Origin of the sequence: Bartonella sp. AA81SXKL, from assembly GCF_042196945.1 — a bacterium.
Classification (GTDB): Bacteria; Pseudomonadota; Alphaproteobacteria; order Rhizobiales; family Rhizobiaceae; genus Bartonella.
Window position 1 is genome coordinate 1 of the sequence record NZ_JBHIRH010000014.1, and the last position, 18,722, is coordinate 18,722.

At 34.8% G+C, this 18,722-nt stretch carries 13 protein-coding genes and 1 pseudogene; 7 read left to right on the forward strand and 7 right to left on the reverse strand.

Annotation, left to right across the window (positions count from 1 at the left end; all coding sequences use genetic code 11):
- A pseudogene (locus ACFINZ_RS07025) lies at positions 1-886 on the forward strand (tyrosine-type recombinase/integrase); the annotation flags it as partial.
- 84 nt (positions 887-970) lie between these two features.
- Here the strand turns inward: ACFINZ_RS07025 and ACFINZ_RS07030 are convergent.
- The 4 genes from ACFINZ_RS07030 to ACFINZ_RS07045 form a co-directional block, all read right to left on the reverse strand.
- A complete protein-coding gene (locus tag ACFINZ_RS07030; RefSeq protein WP_375634743.1) occupies positions 971-2,338 on the reverse strand; it encodes an amino acid permease in 1,368 nt (455 codons plus the stop codon).
- Positions 2,339-2,787: 449 nt separating this feature from the next.
- Positions 2,788-3,147 (reverse strand): hypothetical protein, encoded by a 360-nt coding sequence (locus ACFINZ_RS07035; protein ID WP_375701274.1) that lies wholly within the window; start codon positions 3,145-3,147, stop codon positions 2,788-2,790.
- Positions 3,148-3,545: 398 nt separating this feature from the next.
- Positions 3,546-5,084, reverse strand: a complete 1,539-nt coding sequence (gene hutH, locus ACFINZ_RS07040; RefSeq protein WP_375633778.1) for a histidine ammonia-lyase — start codon at positions 5,082-5,084, stop codon at positions 3,546-3,548.
- Positions 5,085-6,403: 1,319 nt separating this feature from the next.
- Entirely contained in the window at positions 6,404-7,180 is a 777-nt protein-coding gene (locus tag ACFINZ_RS07045) for a class I SAM-dependent methyltransferase (protein WP_375633779.1), read from the reverse strand.
- 417 nt (positions 7,181-7,597) lie between these two features.
- Between ACFINZ_RS07045 and ACFINZ_RS07050 the strand changes: the two genes are divergently transcribed.
- From ACFINZ_RS07050 to parE, 4 genes are all read left to right on the forward strand, one after another.
- On the forward strand, positions 7,598-8,224 hold the full coding sequence (locus ACFINZ_RS07050) for a LemA family protein (protein WP_375633780.1): 627 nt from the start codon (positions 7,598-7,600) through the stop codon (positions 8,222-8,224).
- Positions 8,224-9,075, forward strand: coding sequence for a TPM domain-containing protein (locus ACFINZ_RS07055; protein ID WP_375633781.1), 852 nt, complete (start codon positions 8,224-8,226; stop codon positions 9,073-9,075). Before ACFINZ_RS07050 ends, ACFINZ_RS07055 begins: the two co-directional genes overlap by 1 nt.
- Before the next feature lie 146 nt (positions 9,076-9,221).
- On the forward strand, positions 9,222-9,959 hold the full coding sequence (gene lipB / locus ACFINZ_RS07060) for a lipoyl(octanoyl) transferase LipB (protein ID WP_375633782.1): 738 nt from the start codon (positions 9,222-9,224) through the stop codon (positions 9,957-9,959).
- A gap of 80 nt (positions 9,960-10,039) precedes the next feature.
- On the forward strand, positions 10,040-12,106 hold the full coding sequence (gene parE / locus ACFINZ_RS07065; protein WP_375633783.1) for a DNA topoisomerase IV subunit B: 2,067 nt from the start codon (positions 10,040-10,042) through the stop codon (positions 12,104-12,106).
- A 17-nt stretch (positions 12,107-12,123) separates the two neighbouring features.
- On the opposite strand, the gene recJ is transcribed toward parE, so the two are convergent.
- Entirely contained in the window at positions 12,124-13,908 is a 1,785-nt protein-coding gene (recJ, locus tag ACFINZ_RS07070) for a single-stranded-DNA-specific exonuclease RecJ (protein ID WP_375684005.1), read from the reverse strand.
- A gap of 295 nt (positions 13,909-14,203) precedes the next feature.
- On the opposite strand from recJ, the gene rplM reads away from it, so the two are divergent.
- Both rplM and rpsI read left to right on the forward strand, forming a co-directional pair.
- Entirely contained in the window at positions 14,204-14,668 is a 465-nt protein-coding gene (gene rplM / locus ACFINZ_RS07075) for a 50S ribosomal protein L13 (RefSeq protein WP_015856544.1), read from the forward strand.
- A 2-nt stretch (positions 14,669-14,670) separates the two neighbouring features.
- Positions 14,671-15,156: a 30S ribosomal protein S9 gene (rpsI, locus tag ACFINZ_RS07080; protein ID WP_015856545.1), complete on the forward strand. Its 486-nt coding sequence runs from the start codon at positions 14,671-14,673 to the stop codon at positions 15,154-15,156.
- A 312-nt stretch (positions 15,157-15,468) separates the two neighbouring features.
- On the opposite strand, the gene ACFINZ_RS07085 is transcribed toward rpsI, so the two are convergent.
- Complete coding sequence (locus ACFINZ_RS07085; RefSeq protein ID WP_345096953.1) at positions 15,469-15,834, reverse strand: response regulator; 366 nt, start codon at positions 15,832-15,834, stop codon at positions 15,469-15,471.
- 544 nt (positions 15,835-16,378) lie between these two features.
- Positions 16,379-16,738 (reverse strand): hypothetical protein, encoded by a 360-nt coding sequence (locus ACFINZ_RS07090; protein ID WP_375701279.1) that lies wholly within the window; start codon positions 16,736-16,738, stop codon positions 16,379-16,381.
- Between the last annotated feature and the right edge of the window lie 1,984 nt (positions 16,739-18,722).

Below are 18,722 nucleotides of genomic sequence, written 5' to 3' on the forward strand. Positions count from 1 at the left end.
GAGTTACAAGGGCTTATACTTCCTAAATCAAAAACTGGTAAGCTAGTCGAAGGTTCATTCGCATGGCTCCTTAAACAATACTTTAACAGCTCCAATTGGCATAGCCTTTCTAAAGTCACCCAAAAACAAAAAGAACTCATCCTTATGAAGGTATGTGATAGCATAGGAAACATTCCATACCAAGCAATTGAAAAGAAACATATCATAGCCGGTGTTGAACGGCGCAAAGAAACACTAGCAATGGCTAGAGACTTTCTACAATCCCTAAATGGGCTTTTTAAATGGGCAATTGAACAAGGACTTTTGGAAAGCAACCCTACTTTAGGTATCACAAGACCTCCTCTTAAAAATAAAGAGGGCTTTCCCGTTTGGACAGAAGAAGATGTTGAAAAATATTACCAACGCTGGTCACATGGTACCCATGAACGTGTCTGGATTGATGTTCTTTTATATACGGGCTTGCGTCGTGATGATGCGGTACGAATTGGCTGGAAAGACGTCAAAGATAATATCATTCACATCAAAACAGAAAAGAGCCAATTTAAAACAGATGTCTTTCTACCTATTTTACCGGAATTAGCCAAAACGCTTGAAGTTGGTCCTATTGGAGAAGAAACATTCATTTGTGGTAAACGCGGGAAAAAAATACCCAAAAAAAGCTTCGGAATTACATTTTATAATGCTTGTACCCAAGCAGGTATCAAAAAATCAGCGCATGGATTGAGAAAATTAGCAGCAAAACGTGGCCGCTAATTCTGGTGCAACAGTATCACAACTTAAAGCAATTTTTTGCTGGACAAATGATGCTATGGCATCTCTTTACACAAAGAGCGCAGACCGTAAAAAACTCGCTCTTGAATCGATACAAAAGCTCCAAAAAAGTTAGGGATAGAGATAAAAAAACATAATAGAATCAATAAGCACCTAATCCCTTACTACAAATATAACTTTTTGATTTAATTATTATTTGTTACCGTTGCTTAAAATTATAAAGTTTAAGTGCATAGAAACAAATAACAAGCCAAGCAATCCAACTAACACCTATAATTAAAACTGGTCGTGTCTCATCAAAGTACCATAGGAGAATAAAAATAAAAACCATAAATAAAATAGAAAAAATCGATCCTATTGGCCAAAATGGAATGGGAAATTTTAAACCATTCTGAGCTTCTTTAGGCATCTTAATTCGCATAAAAAATTGTGAAAGTAGAATCATCATCCAAACAAAAACTGTCGCAAATGTTGCCATTGCAGCAATAAGAAAAAAAAGCTTTTCATGATAAAAATAATTAAGGACAGCACCAAGAAGAAAAATACCAAAGATCATCAAAATAACAAAAACTGGTATACCGTTTTTTGATAAATATTGAAACTTTTTTAAAGCATAACCTTCCTGCGATAAACCATGGATCATACGACAAGCACCATACATTCCACTATTCATTGCTGAAATAGCCGCTGTAACAACAACAATATTTAAAATATTTGCTGCATATGAAATCCCAAGATTTTCAAAAATGGATACAAAAGGGCTATCCATGAGACCAATCTCATTCCAAGGATAAAGAGACATTAAAATAGCTAACGTCATGACGTAAAAAAGCAAAATACGAACTGGAGTAGAATTAATTGCCTTTGAAATCGTTTGATGAGGGTTTTGAACTTCCATGACTGCCATGCCAATGATTTCTATGCCACCAAAAGCAAAAACAACAACACTAAAGCAAGCTAAAAAACCAAACCAACCATTGGGAAAAAGTCCACCATTTTTCCATAAATTATGAACAGTAACGGTAGAAAAATCTGTACCTTCACCCCACCCCCAAAAAATAATTGCTATTCCTAAAATAATCATCGCAATGATAGCGATAACTTTAATAGAAGATAGCCAAAACTCTAGTTCACCATAGACTTCTACAGCAGCTAAATTAATACCTGTGATGATTAATGTAATACTCAGTGCCCATACCCAAGGAGCAACATCAGGATACCAAAACCCCATATAAGTCGCAAAAGCTGTAATATCAGCCAAACCAACAAGAATCATCTCAAATACATATGTCCATCCCGTTAAAAAACCTGCTAATGGTGATATGTAATTTGCCGCATAACGAGCAAAAGAACCAGGCAATGGATTATGAAGTATCATCTCTCCTAGAGCCCGCATAACCATAAAAATAGCTAAACCAGCAATACAATAGGCAATCAAAACACTGGGACCCGCAAGCTTAATTGCCTGTGCAGACCCATAAAAAAGACCTGTTCCAATAGCAGAACCAAGAGCTAAAAAAATAACTTGGCGTTTACTCATCCCTCTTTTCAGTTCATTTATTGCCATTTCTTTCCTTACTTTTTGAAATGCTGACAATCCACACCACGATAACAGCTCTATGAGAAATAAAGCCTCATGTTTCTTTCACAAATATATTTCAAAAAACATCGAAGACCAGCCAGTCCAACACTTTGCTCTAAACAATGAAAAAATACTTTTATTACGAATTATTCAGCTTTTATAGCCTGCAATTTCGTATTATTTTATTCAAATAAAGTGATAATGAATTTTTTCATAATTGTCATTTAATTCATTTCGTATTCTCTAGTTTTTTTACAGAGAAAATTAACCTTAATGTAATCTAAACTTTAGGCTTCTATTTCGGTGCACTGAAATAGAAGCCTAAAAATTCATAACAAACACATTAACTATGCATACAATTAATTTTTTGTTACTTTAAGCAAACTTTCTTTGAGCCCATAAAACAAACTTTTTATGCCAATTGAATAGCTCAATCAATGATAATACGAATCTCGCAAGTTTTCAAAAGCATGAGAAAATTTATCTACAACCCATCTTTTAAGGACTCCAGCTGCCTTAACGACAAGCTTTCCAATGAAAAAAAAATATACGATAAAAAGAGCATCTTTGATTATTGGTCCAATGATAGCGTTCTCATTACCTCTGGGAATTTGCCCTGAGATAGCAATAAAATCTTTGTTTTTCGCTGAAATAAGAGGCTCTTTCTCTTGAGCCACTATCATAATGAAAACTTCCTCTGGAAAGCTAGCTCTCCTAAAATTTGCATGAATCTCAAAAATTTGAGAGAAAAAAAGAACTGTTATTGAAACACATAATTTAGCACTTTTAAACATTCTTTTCTCCTTTTTTATTTTAAATATCAAAAATGAACTATAAAATTCATAAAGTATTAAAAATAAGAAGAATATAAAATAAAAATTTTATTTTTACTTGATACAATACATATATCATAATTTATATTTATAAAAATACAATATCACGAATATATAATTCGTATATATTATTTAACTTATATTAAAATTTCTGATATAAATCAGAAAATATAGGTGCTTTAATTTTATAGTTTCTATAAAATAACAAAATATCTAGTTAACTACAAAAATCAGATATATACAGTAATAAATATATAATTTATTAAATAATTCAAATATAGTATTGCTCCTCTATATTTTCATATGAGGAAGTTTCAAAATTCAATATCCCCCCTTCAGCATTGACCTTAAAACAAATACTATTGAAAACTTAATGAAGGAAAAATTGTTTCTGGTAAAACAGATAATAAGTGCCCTTCACGCACAAGTATATGTGCTTGATGAAGATCTGGAGCCAGATAGCGATCTTCCTTAAGAGAAGCAACATTTTTTCGTAGACATTCCATAACAGATTGCAAAAAAGTACTTGTTTTTAAAGGTGCACGATATTCAATTCCTTGTGCTGCAACAAGCGTTTCAATGCCAATAAGTGTAAAAAGATTTTCGCTCATTACCAATAACCGACGCGCTCCATGGCAAGCCATTGAAACATGATCTTCTTGATTGGCAGAAGTTGGGGTTGAATCAACGGAAGCAGGATGGGCCATTTGCTTATTTTCAGACATTAAAGCTGCCGCTGTTACTTCAGCAATCATAAAACCTGAATTAAGACCCGCATTATGTGCTAAAAAGGCTGGAAGTCCATAAGAAACTGCTGGATCAACCATAAGAGCAATACGCCGTTGAGAAATAGATCCTATTTCACATAAAGCAAGAGCAATCTGATCAGCAGCAAACGCTACAGGTTCAGCATGAAAATTCCCACCTGATACAACTTCACCATTCCTTAAAATCAATGGATTATCTGTAACAGCATTTGCTTCAATAATCAGTGTTTTTGCTGCTGCCAGCAAAATATCAAAACATGCCCCCATGACCTGTGGCTGGCAACGTATACAATAAGGATCTTGTACACGCTCATCCCCCCGTAAATGTGCTGCACGAATTTCTGAATCCTCTACAAGCTTTTCTAATGTTTTCGATACAGCAATCTGCCCATAATGTCCTCGTAAAATATGGATATCAGGATGAAATGGCGCCGTTGATCCCATGATAGCATCTGTCGTCAAAGCCCCTGCCAACAATCCACCACACAATGCCCGATAACCTCGAAAAAGACCAGCAAGTGCAAGGGCTGTTGATGTTTGAGTCCCATTAATAAGAGCTAGACCTTCCTTTGCCTCTAAAATAATAGGGGACAATCCCGCTTTCTCTAATGCAACCGCCCCACTCATACGAATATTTTGAAAAAATGCTTCCCCTTCTCCCATCATAACAGCCGCCATGTGAGCAAGTGGAGCTAGATCACCTGAAGCACCAACAGACCCTTTTTCAGGGATGACAGGAATGACGCCCTTTGCAAGCATATTTTCCAGCAAATTTACTAATTCTAGACGAACTCCTGAAGCCCCTCTTCCTAAAGAGATAAGCTTTAAGCTCATTATCAAACGCACAATATTTTCAGCTAAAGGCTCTCCTACCCCACAACAATGGGACAAAATAAGGTTTCTCTGTAAAACAGCGACATCGTCCGCATCAATTTTAATGGAAGCCAACTTCCCAAAACCAGTATTAATACCGTACACAGGCTCACTTCCAGCAGCAATTTCAGCAATGCGCTGAGCCCCTTTCTTGATAGCTAAATGCGTGTCATTATGAAGTTTACTCACTTCACCATTAAAATAAATAGCTGCAAGTTCACTAAGCGTCACTTCGCTCGGTTTCAGTATAATAGTCATAATTTACTTTCTTTTTTTATCAAAGTATAATGTTTAGCATTATTGATCCTTCTATAAAACAAAAAAACTATAACGACTCTTTAAAACGAGAATGCTTTCTTAAAGACATTCCTTACAGTGGAGTCATTATTCAAAAGTAGAATAGTTTACGATAAATGAAAATGAAATATTGACAAGCTCAACCAAGGTCATGGATTTCAAAAATAGACAACACATTAATTTATAATCATGATCTAGCATTATTAATATTAAATGAGAGAGCGGAATATCTTAAGATTCTTTCATTCCAAATCTGTGTATGTTGAATCAATCAAAACCATTCGCTTGCACGTCATAAGCGAGATTGTCGTATGGATAAAACTGTACAAAAAAGGACTAAAAACTCCTCTTATAAACCATGTCAAGGGCTGTCGCAACATTGGAAAATGACAAAGTGTGTGATGGTGCAGGCTTATTCTTTTATGAAGCGTAAAGATGGAGAACTCAATGGATTTATCATCAAGCTATTCCTACTAAACTTATAAAAACCTTAAATAGATAGCTGCCACAATCTATCATGATTGCAAAAATTAAACTCTATAGAAAATTAAAAAACTTATTCAACACATCACAACAGAGAAAAAATTGAGCTTATTTGCCACTTCTAAAATTGTATTTAAAGCGCCAGATTAAACCTTGAAAAACACATCTTCAATAAAACCACATAAGACTCGGACTAACCCGTTATTTAAAATAGAAAATAAAAGAAGTTTTCTTATATCAAAAAAAAATTAATTAATATATTGTTTTTATATTATATCTTCTAAAAAGAGAAATGCTTCATATAGCATATTTATATTTTACTTTTTGTTATATTCAATCTGAATTTAGAGATAAATTCAAAATGAGTTGTTTTTTAAAGGTTCTTCCAAGCCATTACCTTTTTTACTACAAATTTCTGATTATGATAATTTTTTGTACTTTTTCAGTTATTTTTGTCAAAATTTATTAAAAACACTCTCATTTAATAATAAAAAGCAATCATAAAAACAAAGAATTATCAAACATTTCTATTCAATCTACCTCTTTCCATTTTATAAAATAATCTGTTGTTAAACTGCAGTAAAGAAAGCGCTTCGATGCTATAATGCAGTGCATAAATTTTCTATTTAAACTCTCTCATATTAAATGAACAATGAAAATCAGCGGTAATAAGATGTCAATGTGAATGCTGAAGAAAAAAACTTTCCCCCTCAAAGTCTGCCTTAATAATGCGTTAATTTCCTGAATACCGCCCACTCTGATGTGCTAAAAGAGCAAAAGCAATCATCGATATCGGATTATCCTGCATACATATAGAGCTCACTTCGATACAAAAGCTCCAAATTGCCTTGCACTTCATATTTCTTTATCAATGCGACCAATTGCCGCAAATATTCTTCCCCATAGAAAGCAATAGCGCGTTGCGCTTGCGTTGAAGAGCGGCTCATTCCAATAAAAGCTTCAGATGGGATCATCATCGTCCAATTGTGCGTATGAAAAAAAATCTTTTCTGGATCTACCCCAAAGCCATCACTCATTTCCTGTAAAAAATCAAAATTACGATAATACCGAGAATAGTTCGGACTCATTTTCTCTAACAATGTCTCATAAGCCTCTAGAAATTCGCTATGCTGGAAATCGCGATTATTTTGAATAACCGCCATGACACCATTGACCCGAAGTTGATCTGAAACAGAACAAAGCAACTTAGAACGATCCATCCACTGAAACGCTTGCGCTGCAATGACAAGATCAACCTCGCCAATTTGAGGCAATAGGTCTTCGGCACGGCCCTGATACCACTGCACCGTAGGAATTTTTTTTCGCCCCTGCTTAATCATATCTGCCGATACATCGATAGCATGATATTGGTGCTCATTTCCTAAAAATTTAACAATTCCCTCTAATGCGATGCCTGTCCCAGCACCCACATCCACAATGGACAAATGCTTTTTGTTCTTAAAAGGATGAAGCATGGTTTTAAATAAAGTAAGGGGATAGCGAGGACGATAACGATCATAATCATTAGCCAATCCATCAAACTTTTCACTTTGCCGCTGAACACTTTCTATCATAGGACTTTCACCCTCCTTCTCAATTACTACCATACATAATAAAAAAGCCTTTTTTATCCAATGTATTAAAACTTCTAAAGGAGGAAAATAAGAACTGCCCTGACCTTCTATCTTTCCATAAGATTGATACTTACATTTTTCTCTTTTCCAATTGTTATCTGCACGTTGCGAAATCCAAACTCCTACGAAAATAATATAATTTTCTGTAATAATAATTGATATAAATATTATTGATCTTTTATAAGATGACATCTATATTACTATTATTATTTTAATATCAACAAGTCACTTAAGCGTACCTAAAACGCATAGAGATGTCAATTTATTGATAAATACGCCTGTTTATAAAGTTCAAAATACTTTCCACCAAGAAAATAAACCCTATATAATACATAAAATATCTGTGGAGACATCTTTATGTTAAATGTACAAACTTCTTCAATGTTTAAAATATTAAAAAAATTTCCAATCGTGATTTTTTTGGCATGGTTAGTGCCATTTTTAAGTGGGTGCGGATTTAATACGATACCAACAAATGAAGAAAAAGCACATGCAGCATGGAGTGAAGTGCTCAATCAATATCAACGTCGTACAGATCTCATTCCCAATCTTGTAGAAACAGTTAAAGCTTACGCAGCTCATGAACAAAGCGTTTTCACAAATGTAATTGAAGCACGCGCCAAAGCAACGCAAGTCAACATTAATGCAGATATGTTGAATAATCCAGAAGTTATGCAGCAATATCTCAAAAATCAAGCAAATTTATCAAGTGCACTTTCGCGGCTTATGGCTGTTGTTGAAAACTATCCGGATCTTAAAGCAAACCAAAACTTTCTTGCTCTTCAATCACAATTAGAAGGAACAGAAAACCGTATTTCCGTTGCGCGCCGCGATTATATTGAAACAGTACGTGCCTACAATACTGCACTCAAAACAATGCCGACGATGATTTGGGCAAAATTATGGTTTCGTGATGCTAAACCTATGCCAACTTTTACCATCGATACTGATAGCCAACAAACACCAAAGGTTAATTTTAATTAATGAAATCATTTCGATACTCTTTGCAACGTATTGTATTTCCAAAATTATGGGCTTTTATCTGCTCTCTGTATTTAGTTGCTGCATTGGGAAGTATCGCTTGTTCGCAAATAAAATTTCCTCATTTAACAGGTTATGTTAATGATGTGGCTCATTTGCTCGATAATGCAACCAAGGAAGACTTGACAAAAAAACTGGCAGCACTCGAAGAGAAAACGGGAGATCAAATTGTTCTTGTGACACTCCCTACTCTTTCTGGCAATGATATAGAAACATACAGCAATTCTCTTTTTCGTACATGGGGATTAGGCCAAAAGAAGATCAATAATGGTGTATTACTGGTCATTGCACCGAATGAACGCACAGCACGTATCGAAGTAGGATATGGTTTGGAAGGAGAGCTAACAGATGCTCTTTCCTCTGTCATTATTAATAGCTTCATGATTCCTAATTTTCGTGAAGGAAATTATCAAAAAGGAATTGCTGAAGCAGTTGATGCAATTATCAAAGTTATTACAGAAAGTGATTCTGATTTTACTTTTCGCATCAAAGAAAAAGCTAAAATCGTTGAAGAACAACGTAAACAAGCTGAAAAAGAAGAAATAATTATAAATACAATCATGTTTCTCATTCTCTTTATAGTCGTTGGTTTGCCCATTCTTGCAATGATTTTTGGTAAAAAAGTGGGTCCACAAAAGTATCTCTGGCTGGGGATCATCTTCACACCTTGGTTTCTTAACTTAAGTGCCGGTGGCAGATATCCTGGTGGAAGGTTCGGTGGTCCTCGAGGTGGAGGGGGATTTAGGGGTGGTGGTGGATCATCAGGTGGTGGTGGTGCAACAGGAAGATGGTAAAAGGAACGTGGATTTTTAAGCGTAGCAAATCTTCTTAAGATAAAATTTATGAACGTATTCTCTTTTATTCAACAATTCTATACCTTACTCTGTAATCACTTTTATTGATTACAAAATAAACTCAAACATCAAGATAAATATTACCAATGACATTTGAATTGAAACATACGGATCGTAATCACTTATCACATCATTTTAATGCAATTCTAGGAAATCCACCCGTTGAATGGAAGATAAGTGATCATCTAGTTGAGTATCCTGAAGCTCTGCGTTATATGCAAGAACGTGTAGAAAAAATTCTTGCAAAAACCGCGCATGAACAAGTTTGGCTTCTTGAACACCCTTCCCTTTATACAGCGGGAACGAGTGCAAATAAAAAAGATCTTTTAGCGCCTAATTTATTCCCTGTTTATGAAGCAGGACGTGGAGGTGAATTTACATATCACGGTCCAGGACAGCGTATTGCTTATATCATGCTTGATCTTAAACGCCGAAAACAAGACATTCGTGCTTTCATTAGTGCATTAGAAGAATGGATCATACAGATGCTTGCCAACTTTAATATTAAAGGCGAACGCAGAGAAGATCGCGTTGGTGTCTGGGTTAAACAGTCTCATTGCCCATCAAAACAAAATGATCTTTCTTCCGAAGATAAAATTGCAGCTATTGGCATTCGAGTGCGCAAATGGATAAGTTTTCATGGAGTTTCTATCAATGTTAATCCTAACTTAGCCCATTATTCAGGAATTGTTCCTTGTGGAATTACAAACCACGGTGTAACAAGCTTTCTTAATCTCGGTTGCCATGTAGCAATACATGATGTTGATATTGCTCTCAAACACGCTTTTGAACAAATTTTTGGCCCAACAATCGATGTTTCCTAAGTGCATTGATTTTTAAATAAAAAACAGGCATAAAATTATTTTAATAATATTTGATTTTATGAGGTGGATAGTTAAACGCTATGAGCGATAACAAAAAGGATCTTTTTAGTGTTTTAAATAAAGCCCAATCTCGGGTAAATACAAAAGAAAACACTCTGCAGTCTCCAATGAAATCAAACGCGATGATTTCAAGAAAAAGTGCAAAAGATACGCAAGAAGATGACTATAATGCCCTCTCTATTCGAGTTCTTGAGGGTTTAGAGCCTGTACGTTTACGCCCTGGAATGTATATTGGTGGAACAGACAGTAAAGCGCTTCATCATTTATTTTCCGAAATTATTGATAACGCGATGGATGAAGCTGTTGCGGGTTATGCAGATTCTATTGAGGTCTCATTAGATAGGAACGGTTATATAACCGTTACAGATAATGGACGCGGTATTCCTGTTGAAAATCATCCTCAAATGCCTGAGAAATCGACTCTTGAAGTTATTATGACACAACTCCACTCAGGGGGAAAATTTGATGGAAAGGCTTATCAAACTGCAGGTGGACTTCATGGAGTAGGAATTTCTGTCGTCAATGCTCTTTCTGATGATATGGAAGTTGAAGTTGCACGAGAACGAAAACTTTACCGCCAACGTTTCTCACGTGGTATTCCTCAATCTGGATTGGAAGATCTGGGAGATGTTTATAATCGTCGTGGTACGCGCGTTCGTTTTCATCCTGATCATGAAATTTTTGGTGAAAAAGCAGCTTTTGATCCAGAAAAAATCTATAAGATGACATGCTCCAAAGCCTATCTTTTTGGTGGCGTAAAAATTCGCTGGTCTTGTGATCCCGTCATACTTGAAGGCGCAAAAAATATTCCTGAAAAAGCTGTTTTTCATTTTCCCGATGGGCTTAAAGACTATTTACTTTCGTCACTAAAAGATGAATATCGAGTAACGTCAGAAATTTTTTCTGGCAAAACACAACACAATAATGGCCATGGCTCCGTTGAGTGGGCTATCGCTTGGCATGGTGGTGATTCTTGTGTGCAATCTTACTGCAATACGATTCCTACAGGAGAAGGCGGAACACATGAAATAGGATTACGTCAAGCTCTTTTGCGTGGATTGAAATCCTACGCTGAGTTAATAGGAAACAAGCGCGCAACGATTATTACGTCTGACGATATTATGATTTCAACAGCCGCAATACTTTCAGTCTTTATCAGTAACCCTGAATTTGTTGGACAAACAAAAGATCGATTAGCAACCATTGAAGCACAGCGTATCGTTGAGAATGCAATCCGCGATCCTTTTGATCATTGGTTAGCAAATTCCCCACAAGAAGCAACAAAACTTCTCGATTGGGTTATTGAACGTGCTGAAGAACGTGTTAAACGACGCCAAGATAGAGAAATAAGTCGAAAAACTGCTGTCCGTAAATTACGTCTGCCCGGTAAACTTGCAGATTGTAGCCAGAACCATGCTTTGGGTGCTGAACTATTCATTGTTGAAGGGGATTCTGCAGGAGGATCTGCTAAACAAGCAAGAAATAGAGCAAACCAAGCAATTTTACCTCTTCGTGGTAAAATCTTAAATGTCGCCAATGCTGCACATGAAAAAATGAACTCAAGCCAAACAATTAGCGATCTTATCCTTGCTCTTGGATGTGGAACACGCTCCAAGTATCGTGAAAAAGATCTCAGATATGAACGTATTATCATCATGACAGATGCTGATGTTGATGGTGCTCATATTGCGTCACTGCTCATTACCTTCTTCTTTCAAGAAATGCCTGACCTTATTCATCAGGGACATTTATATCTTGCCGTCCCTCCCCTTTATAGAATATCGCAAGGAGGAAAAGTTGCTTATGCTCGTGACGACATTCATAAGGATGAATTGCTCAAAACTGAATTTACTGGAAAAGCTAAAATCGAAATCGGGCGTTTTAAAGGGCTGGGTGAAATGCGCGCAGAACAACTTAAAGAAACGACTATGCATCCTCAAAAACGTACATTGCTTCGTGTTTCTATTGATGCCGTGGAAATGCAAGAAACGAAAAAGACTGTAGAAAGTCTCATGGGAACAAAACCAGAAGCACGATTTCGTTTCATACAAGAAAACTCTACTTTTGCTTCTAATCTAGACATCTAATGTAAAAAACATCCCTTTCAAACCACTGCAGCTGCGTCAATCACGCGCAGTTGCGGATTGATCGTTCCATTCCAATAATTCAAACTAAGATGACCAGCTAAATGAATCATTTCACCAATATTTTCAAAAAGAAAATCACCTAGCGATGTCCCTACAGCACGAAAAGCTATTCCTTGCAATTTTTTTCCTTCAACATTAGATACAACGAGGCGAAGATGTCCTTTACCAACTTCAGATAGATTCACCAGTCTATGAGAGGGAAGAACAAAAACAGGTGTTGCATTCCCTGCTCCAAATGGCCCTGCTTTTTCAAGCAATTCAAACAGTGCTTCATTAACACCAGAAGCAGAAAGAGAACCATCTATACTAAGAGATTTTTTTGCACGCAACTGTGAAACCATTAAAGAAACTTTTTCTTCTAGCCATTTTCGAAAGATTTCAATTTTTGTTGATTGAATTATAATTCCTGCGGCCATACTATGTCCCCCTCCTTTTTCTAATAAATTTAATGTAACAGCTTCACGAACGAGTGCTCCTAAATCTATACCATTAATTGAGCGTCCCGACCCTACGCCATTTCCATCTTCTTTCAAAGCAATAGCAAAAACAGGACAAAAAAAACGCTCTTTGAGACGGGAAGCAAGAATACCAATAATTCCCGGATGCCATTCTTTATGAGAAATTACAAGTGACAAGGGTATTTCTTGATCTTGATAAAGAGATGCAATGTAAGATTCCGCTTGTGCTAATTGAATGTTCTCCATTTCTTGGCGTTCTTGATTAAGCTGATCTAATTGTTCTGCTATTCTGTCCGCTTCATCTTTATTCTCACAGCTAAGCAAACGTGCTCCCAAAGCTTGATCACCAATGCGCCCTCCTGCATTAATTCTAGGACCTAATAAAAAACCTAAATGAAAACTATTAAGCGGCTCCCCTATTCGTGAAACCTTTGTTAAAGCTGTTATTCCTGGATTATGCATAGAACGAGCAACTTGAAGCCCTTTTATCACAAAAGCACGGTTAACCCCCTGTAATGGAACGACATCACATATGGTTGCCAATGCAACAAGATCAAGCATACTTAAAAGATCAGGCAGCTGCCCTTGGAATTGTTTTTTCCGCAGCAAATGATGAACCCAAGCTAACGTAACAAAAACAACGCCCGCTGCACATAAATGCCCCTGTTTAGAAAAATCATCAGGGCGATTAGGATTGACAAGAGCAACGGCTTCTTGATGAATCTCTGACATTTGATGATGATCTAAAATCACAACATCAGCACCAGCAAGCCTCGCTGCTTTTACCGCATCTGGACTATTTGCGCCACAATCAACAGTGATAATTAACCGAGCACCTTCTTGCACAAGCATCCTCATTGCTTGTTCATTCGGACCATAGCCTTCAACAATACGATCAGGAATATAAATTTTGACTTCAATACCAAAATAACGAAAAAAACGCGCTATGAGTGCTGAAGAACAAGCACCATCAACATCATAATCACCAAAAACAGCAACCTGTTCTTGATTGAGAAGAGCCTTAACAATACGCTCTGCAGCGCATTGCATATCCCTAAAACTTTCTGGATCCGGCATAAGTGTACGCAATGTTGGATTAATAAAAGCAACAGCCTCAGCTTCATCCACATCTCTTGCTGAAAGTACTCGAGCTAACTGATCTGGAAAACCAAATTTTTGAGAAATAGCGCGCGCATTATTTATCCCTTGAACATCAAGGGCATCTAACCAAGCTTGACCACAAGCAGAAGATTCAACATTAAGAAAATAACGAGACCACTGCATTATTACTTATTTTATAATGAAGAACGATAAAATACAATCATGCGTTAAAGATAAAATAGTCTTTTGCAACATTCATTTTAAATTTAAATGGTCCACAAACTTCTTTAATGTAGTATTATAATACCTTTCTCATAACATGTTGTTTTATAAATTTTTTATTTTCTCTTGACGTCAATCAAAAGACATTATATCAGAACAAGTGGTATGCGTTAAATATTTCGCTATGGTAACAATTTTCAACGCAAAACAGTAAAAATTCCCTTATATTAAAAGGGTTCTAATAAAGGATACTTCTATGGCAACTTTTTCACAAAAGCCAACTGAAGTGGTGAAAAAATGGGTTATTATTGACGCAGAAAACCTTGTTTTAGGTCGTCTTGCCACATTTGTTGCTAACCGCTTACGTGGCAAACATAAAGCTACATTTACTCCACATGTTGATGATGGTGACAACGTTATTGTCATTAATGCAGATAAAATAGCTCTCACTGGCAAAAAATATACGGATAAAAAATATTATTGGCATACCGGCTATATTGGTGGAATCAAACAACGTACAGCACGTCAACTTCTTGAGGGGCGTTTTCCCGAACGCGTTATTGAAAAAGCGGTAGAGCGCATGATTCCTCGGGGTCCCCTTGGTCGCCGTCAATTGAAGAATCTACGTGTTTACGCTGGAAGCCAACATCCACATGAAGCACAACAGCCTGAATCTCTTGACGTTGGTGCTTTAAACCGCAAAAACAAAAGGATTGCTTGATTATGGCTGAAATTAATTCTCTTTCTGAGCTTAGCATAGTAACAAGTATTACAGAAACACATGAAAATGTTGTTCCTGTCCACGTGCAAAAGCTTGATTCACAAGGACGTGCTTATGCAACAGGAAAGCGTAAAGACGCTGTTGCACGCGTATGGATTAAACCAGGTTCTGGAAAAATCACGATCAACAATAAGGAATTTGACAAATATTTTGCTCGTCCTGTTCTTAGAATGATTCTTCGTCAACCAATTGTTGCAACAAACAGGGATACCCAGTTTGATATTATTGCAACCGTTGCTGGTGGGGGGCTTTCCGGACAAGCCGGTGCAGTGCGCCATGGCATTTCCAAAGCTTTAACCTATTACGAACCAGAACTTCGCTCAATCTTAAAAAAAGGTGGTTTTCTTACCCGTGATAGCCGTGTTGTTGAACGTAAGAAATACGGTAAAGCAAAAGCACGTCGTTCTTTCCAATTCTCAAAGCGTTAATTTCATTTTTTGTACAATGCATAAAGCCTCGGACAAAAACGGGGCTTTTTTAAACTGCTAAAACAGACTTTTAGATGAATGTAGGAACAAATCTATACCGATTAGAAAAAACAAGAATGCAAAACAACCTCTTCTCTTAAGATAAAAGGCAAGAAAAATAGACCGAAAAAATTCAAAACTTCAGTTTCAATTTTTAAAATCTGTTTTACTAACTTGAATATATCCACGTGCTGAAGCATAAAAACATTTACGCGACGACTTTAGCAATCTTATAAGCTTTTCAATGTTTTTTCTATTATCACTTAACAAGCTTTAGTCCAAGAAATGCTTTACCATTGTGATAAAATGAGGGACAGAAATAGGCTTTGACATATATTCTTCACATCCACTGGCACGAATTCGCTCCTCATCGCCTTTCATAGCAAAAGCTGTTACAGCAACAACGGGGATTGATCGAAGTTTTTCATCTTCTTTTAATTGTTTAATAACATCTATTCCAGAGACCTCTGGCAACTGGATATCCACAAGAATAAGAGATGGCATTGATGAACGCGCCAAATCTAATGCCATAAGACCATTACGCGTTTCAACGGTTTCATAACCACTCGCTTCTACAAGATCGCGAAATAACTTCATATTAAGCTCATTATCTTCCACGATCATGACTTTTTTTGACATTCGTATAACTCCACCCTTCTCAGATAAAATAGAGAAATAGAAATGAATCCACATTCTCTTTGCTTAAGATAAAATGATAAAATGAATTGTAAACCACAAAGAGATTAAAAGATTCCAATAAAAGCATTTTTGCAAATATTTGTAAGACGCATCGCTATACTTATTCAGTTCATCAACATAAAACCCACAAATAGTCGTAAGATTGTGTGACCTTGTATTTTTCGAGTTGATATACAAAGTTTATGGATATCTCAATTAATGCATTCGCGTTTTCATCATAAAAAAATATCAACCACAAACTTAGCTCAAATGCGCATTTTGAAGAGAAAAAAATTTAAGTAAATTTAAAAAGCAACTGATTAGCTGAATTTAATGCACCATATACAGGCATCCACAAAACAATATCTTAATGATATAAAAGGATAAACTTATCAAGGTCATTAAGATTAAAAAAAATAAATAAACCGTGATTAAATATCACGGTTTATTTAATATAAAACATTCAATAACAGCATAATTCAAAGTTTATCAAGGATAATATCTTTTAATTCAAAGCCCATGAACTATGAGCAAAAGCATCGAATGTTCTTCCACCTGTCTCTCTGTTAGGACTCGGTGGCTTTCTAGTAAAGAAATATACAAGATATGCGATGAGACCAAAAATCGCTGTCTCCAACCCCATTAAACCCGCAACTTTTTGGACATTTTTCTCAGCCCCTTGTCCTCCAAACTGGCTAATAATCATATCAACAGCTTTAATAATTCTATTTTCCTGTGTCATTACAGAAATAAAACCAGCATTTTGAAATCTGCCATTTAAAGAATCAGCATTGGCTCTTAAAATCTGTGAAAAGAAAATCGCTACTGCAACAAAACATACTATACAATGCTTGAATATTTTCATCATAACCACCTAATTACAATATTTAGTAAAATAAATTTTCTTTACCGCCCCCTCTAAATAGAAAACATTCCGTTATCTATCGATAAAGTATATTTATCTTCTGATAATAAAAATATAATACAAAATTTAATTAATAATTTTATTTTATTGTTATTTTTGTGTTATATTAAACTTATAATATATCCGCTACATGTTTATTTAATAATTGTCAATTATTTTATTTGTAATTTACATTATGTATGTTTAATGATAAAAATATATTAAAATAAAATTATTTTATTGTTTTTATTATAAATTTAGCTTTATTGTTATAAATATTATTATGATTTTATAATATAAAAAATATCAATATGTTGTTTTTTTGTTACACATAATATTTTTATTTTTTGTATAATATAGTAAAATAAATATTTTTATAAAATAATTTTTCCTTAGTATAGATTGAGAAAAAATATTTGCCCCAGCTACAATTAGCGTAAGAACCAGCTTAACTCTTTGATTGAAAAAGCTAAATTAGGTAAGATAAGGGATAACTTTGGTGAATGCGCCAAATCTAATGCCATATGCTATTACACATTTCAACAATTTCACAGCCATGCGTTTCTACAAGAACGTGGAATAATTTTAATAAAGTTCATTGTCTTCCAGAATTATAACTTTCTAACATTAATATAATTCCACGACTTTAAGATAAAATAGAGAAATAAAAATGAATACACCTTCTTTCTAACTAAGATAAAATGATTAAAAATATAAATCATAAAAAATTTAAATAACGTTGATATGGATAGATTATTTGCTAGCAAACAATCTTCTCTATTAAATCAGAGTGTTCACTATTGTGATATTTTAATCTCAATCACTACAACACTTCAATAACAGACTAAAATATAGATTCACTATAAGCTTAAAATAAAAATTTTGGAATTGATCATACATACAATGAATGAACCGTAAAATACAAAAGTAATCATAACACTAGAAAATGAAAAAGCTTATCACTCTTGTTCACTATCCCTTCCTCTCTCATTTTTTCTGTGTTATTTTTAAAGTCTTGTAAAAGATATGAATTACATGCAAAAAAATTTAGCCCTTTGTAATCTCTACGCCATCAATCACATTAGTTTTATTAATGATAAGCAATAACATCTGTATAGCTCTAAGCTTAGAGAGTAACACCAGATTAAAGTATAATTTTTATTTATTGTAAAAGAGGATGTAAAACTCCATTTTACTCTTATCATTGTTAAGAAAAATTGAAAAATGAGCTTATTAATATTTAAAAAATAGAAAATATTTTTTTACAAAATAATATCTTATTTAATTACTTTTTAAAATAACCTATTTAAAATAATATAAATATATTATGTTTATATTTTATGTGTTTAAATTGTATATTTTTAATTAAATAATAATATTTATAATAATACTAAAATATTACATAATAATTATCTTTCTATTAAATAGAATAAGAAATTCACAAGAAAATAAAGTATAATTCTCTTTGTTTACAAGAACAACAAAGAAATATATTTAATTATGTTATTGAACTCAGTTGCGTTGCCATCGTTTTTGCCTGCTTGGATTGGTGAATCCTTTTATTTCCAAGCAATTATTAACTGAATTTTGACTGCTCAGCATGCTGAAAAATCTCTATGTGATTGTTGTCTTGATAATTGCTATCATGTTGTTTGGCGAAGCTCTTAGCTTTCTATCGGGCAACTTAAAAGCTTTATTCTGTCAATTTTCTTATTGTTTAAGCAAAAACTCATCCACGTAATAATATATTGAATGTACCAACAAAATCCGCACGAATAACCACATTTTGCACATATAAAAATTACCCATCTTTGACAGTTTTTTAGCACTATAAACGCAACAAAAGTAAATTTTGCTCGGAGGAGAAAGCACTACTAATATTGTACACCATCTTACAATTGGCTTGTGTCATCAAGCAGCCATCCAAACTCAAACTAAAACTGAT

What these genes read in the sequence shown, in the direction of transcription:
- ACFINZ_RS07030 (WP_375634743.1), bottom strand. Translation starts at nt 2,338, where the DNA reads ATGGCAATAAATGAACTGAAAAGAGGGATGAGTAAACGCCAAGTTATT.
- ACFINZ_RS07035 (WP_375701274.1), bottom strand. Translation starts at nt 3,147, where the DNA reads ATGTTTAAAAGTGCTAAATTATGTGTTTCAATAACAGTTCTTTTTTTC.
- hutH (WP_375633778.1), bottom strand. Translation starts at nt 5,084, where the DNA reads ATGACTATTATACTGAAACCGAGCGAAGTGACGCTTAGTGAACTTGCA.
- ACFINZ_RS07045 (WP_375633779.1), bottom strand. Translation starts at nt 7,180, where the DNA reads ATGATAGAAAGTGTTCAGCGGCAAAGTGAAAAGTTTGATGGATTGGCT.
- ACFINZ_RS07050 (WP_375633780.1), top strand. Translation starts at nt 7,598, where the DNA reads ATGTTAAATGTACAAACTTCTTCAATGTTTAAAATATTAAAAAAATTT.
- ACFINZ_RS07055 (WP_375633781.1), top strand. Translation starts at nt 8,224, where the DNA reads ATGAAATCATTTCGATACTCTTTGCAACGTATTGTATTTCCAAAATTA.
- lipB (WP_375633782.1), top strand. Translation starts at nt 9,222, where the DNA reads ATGACATTTGAATTGAAACATACGGATCGTAATCACTTATCACATCAT.
- parE (WP_375633783.1), top strand. Translation starts at nt 10,040, where the DNA reads ATGAGCGATAACAAAAAGGATCTTTTTAGTGTTTTAAATAAAGCCCAA.
- recJ (WP_375684005.1), bottom strand. Translation starts at nt 13,908, where the DNA reads ATGCAGTGGTCTCGTTATTTTCTTAATGTTGAATCTTCTGCTTGTGGT.
- rplM (WP_015856544.1), top strand. Translation starts at nt 14,204, where the DNA reads ATGGCAACTTTTTCACAAAAGCCAACTGAAGTGGTGAAAAAATGGGTT.
- rpsI (WP_015856545.1), top strand. Translation starts at nt 14,671, where the DNA reads ATGGCTGAAATTAATTCTCTTTCTGAGCTTAGCATAGTAACAAGTATT.
- ACFINZ_RS07085 (WP_345096953.1), bottom strand. Translation starts at nt 15,834, where the DNA reads ATGTCAAAAAAAGTCATGATCGTGGAAGATAATGAGCTTAATATGAAG.
- ACFINZ_RS07090 (WP_375701279.1), bottom strand. Translation starts at nt 16,738, where the DNA reads ATGAAAATATTCAAGCATTGTATAGTATGTTTTGTTGCAGTAGCGATT.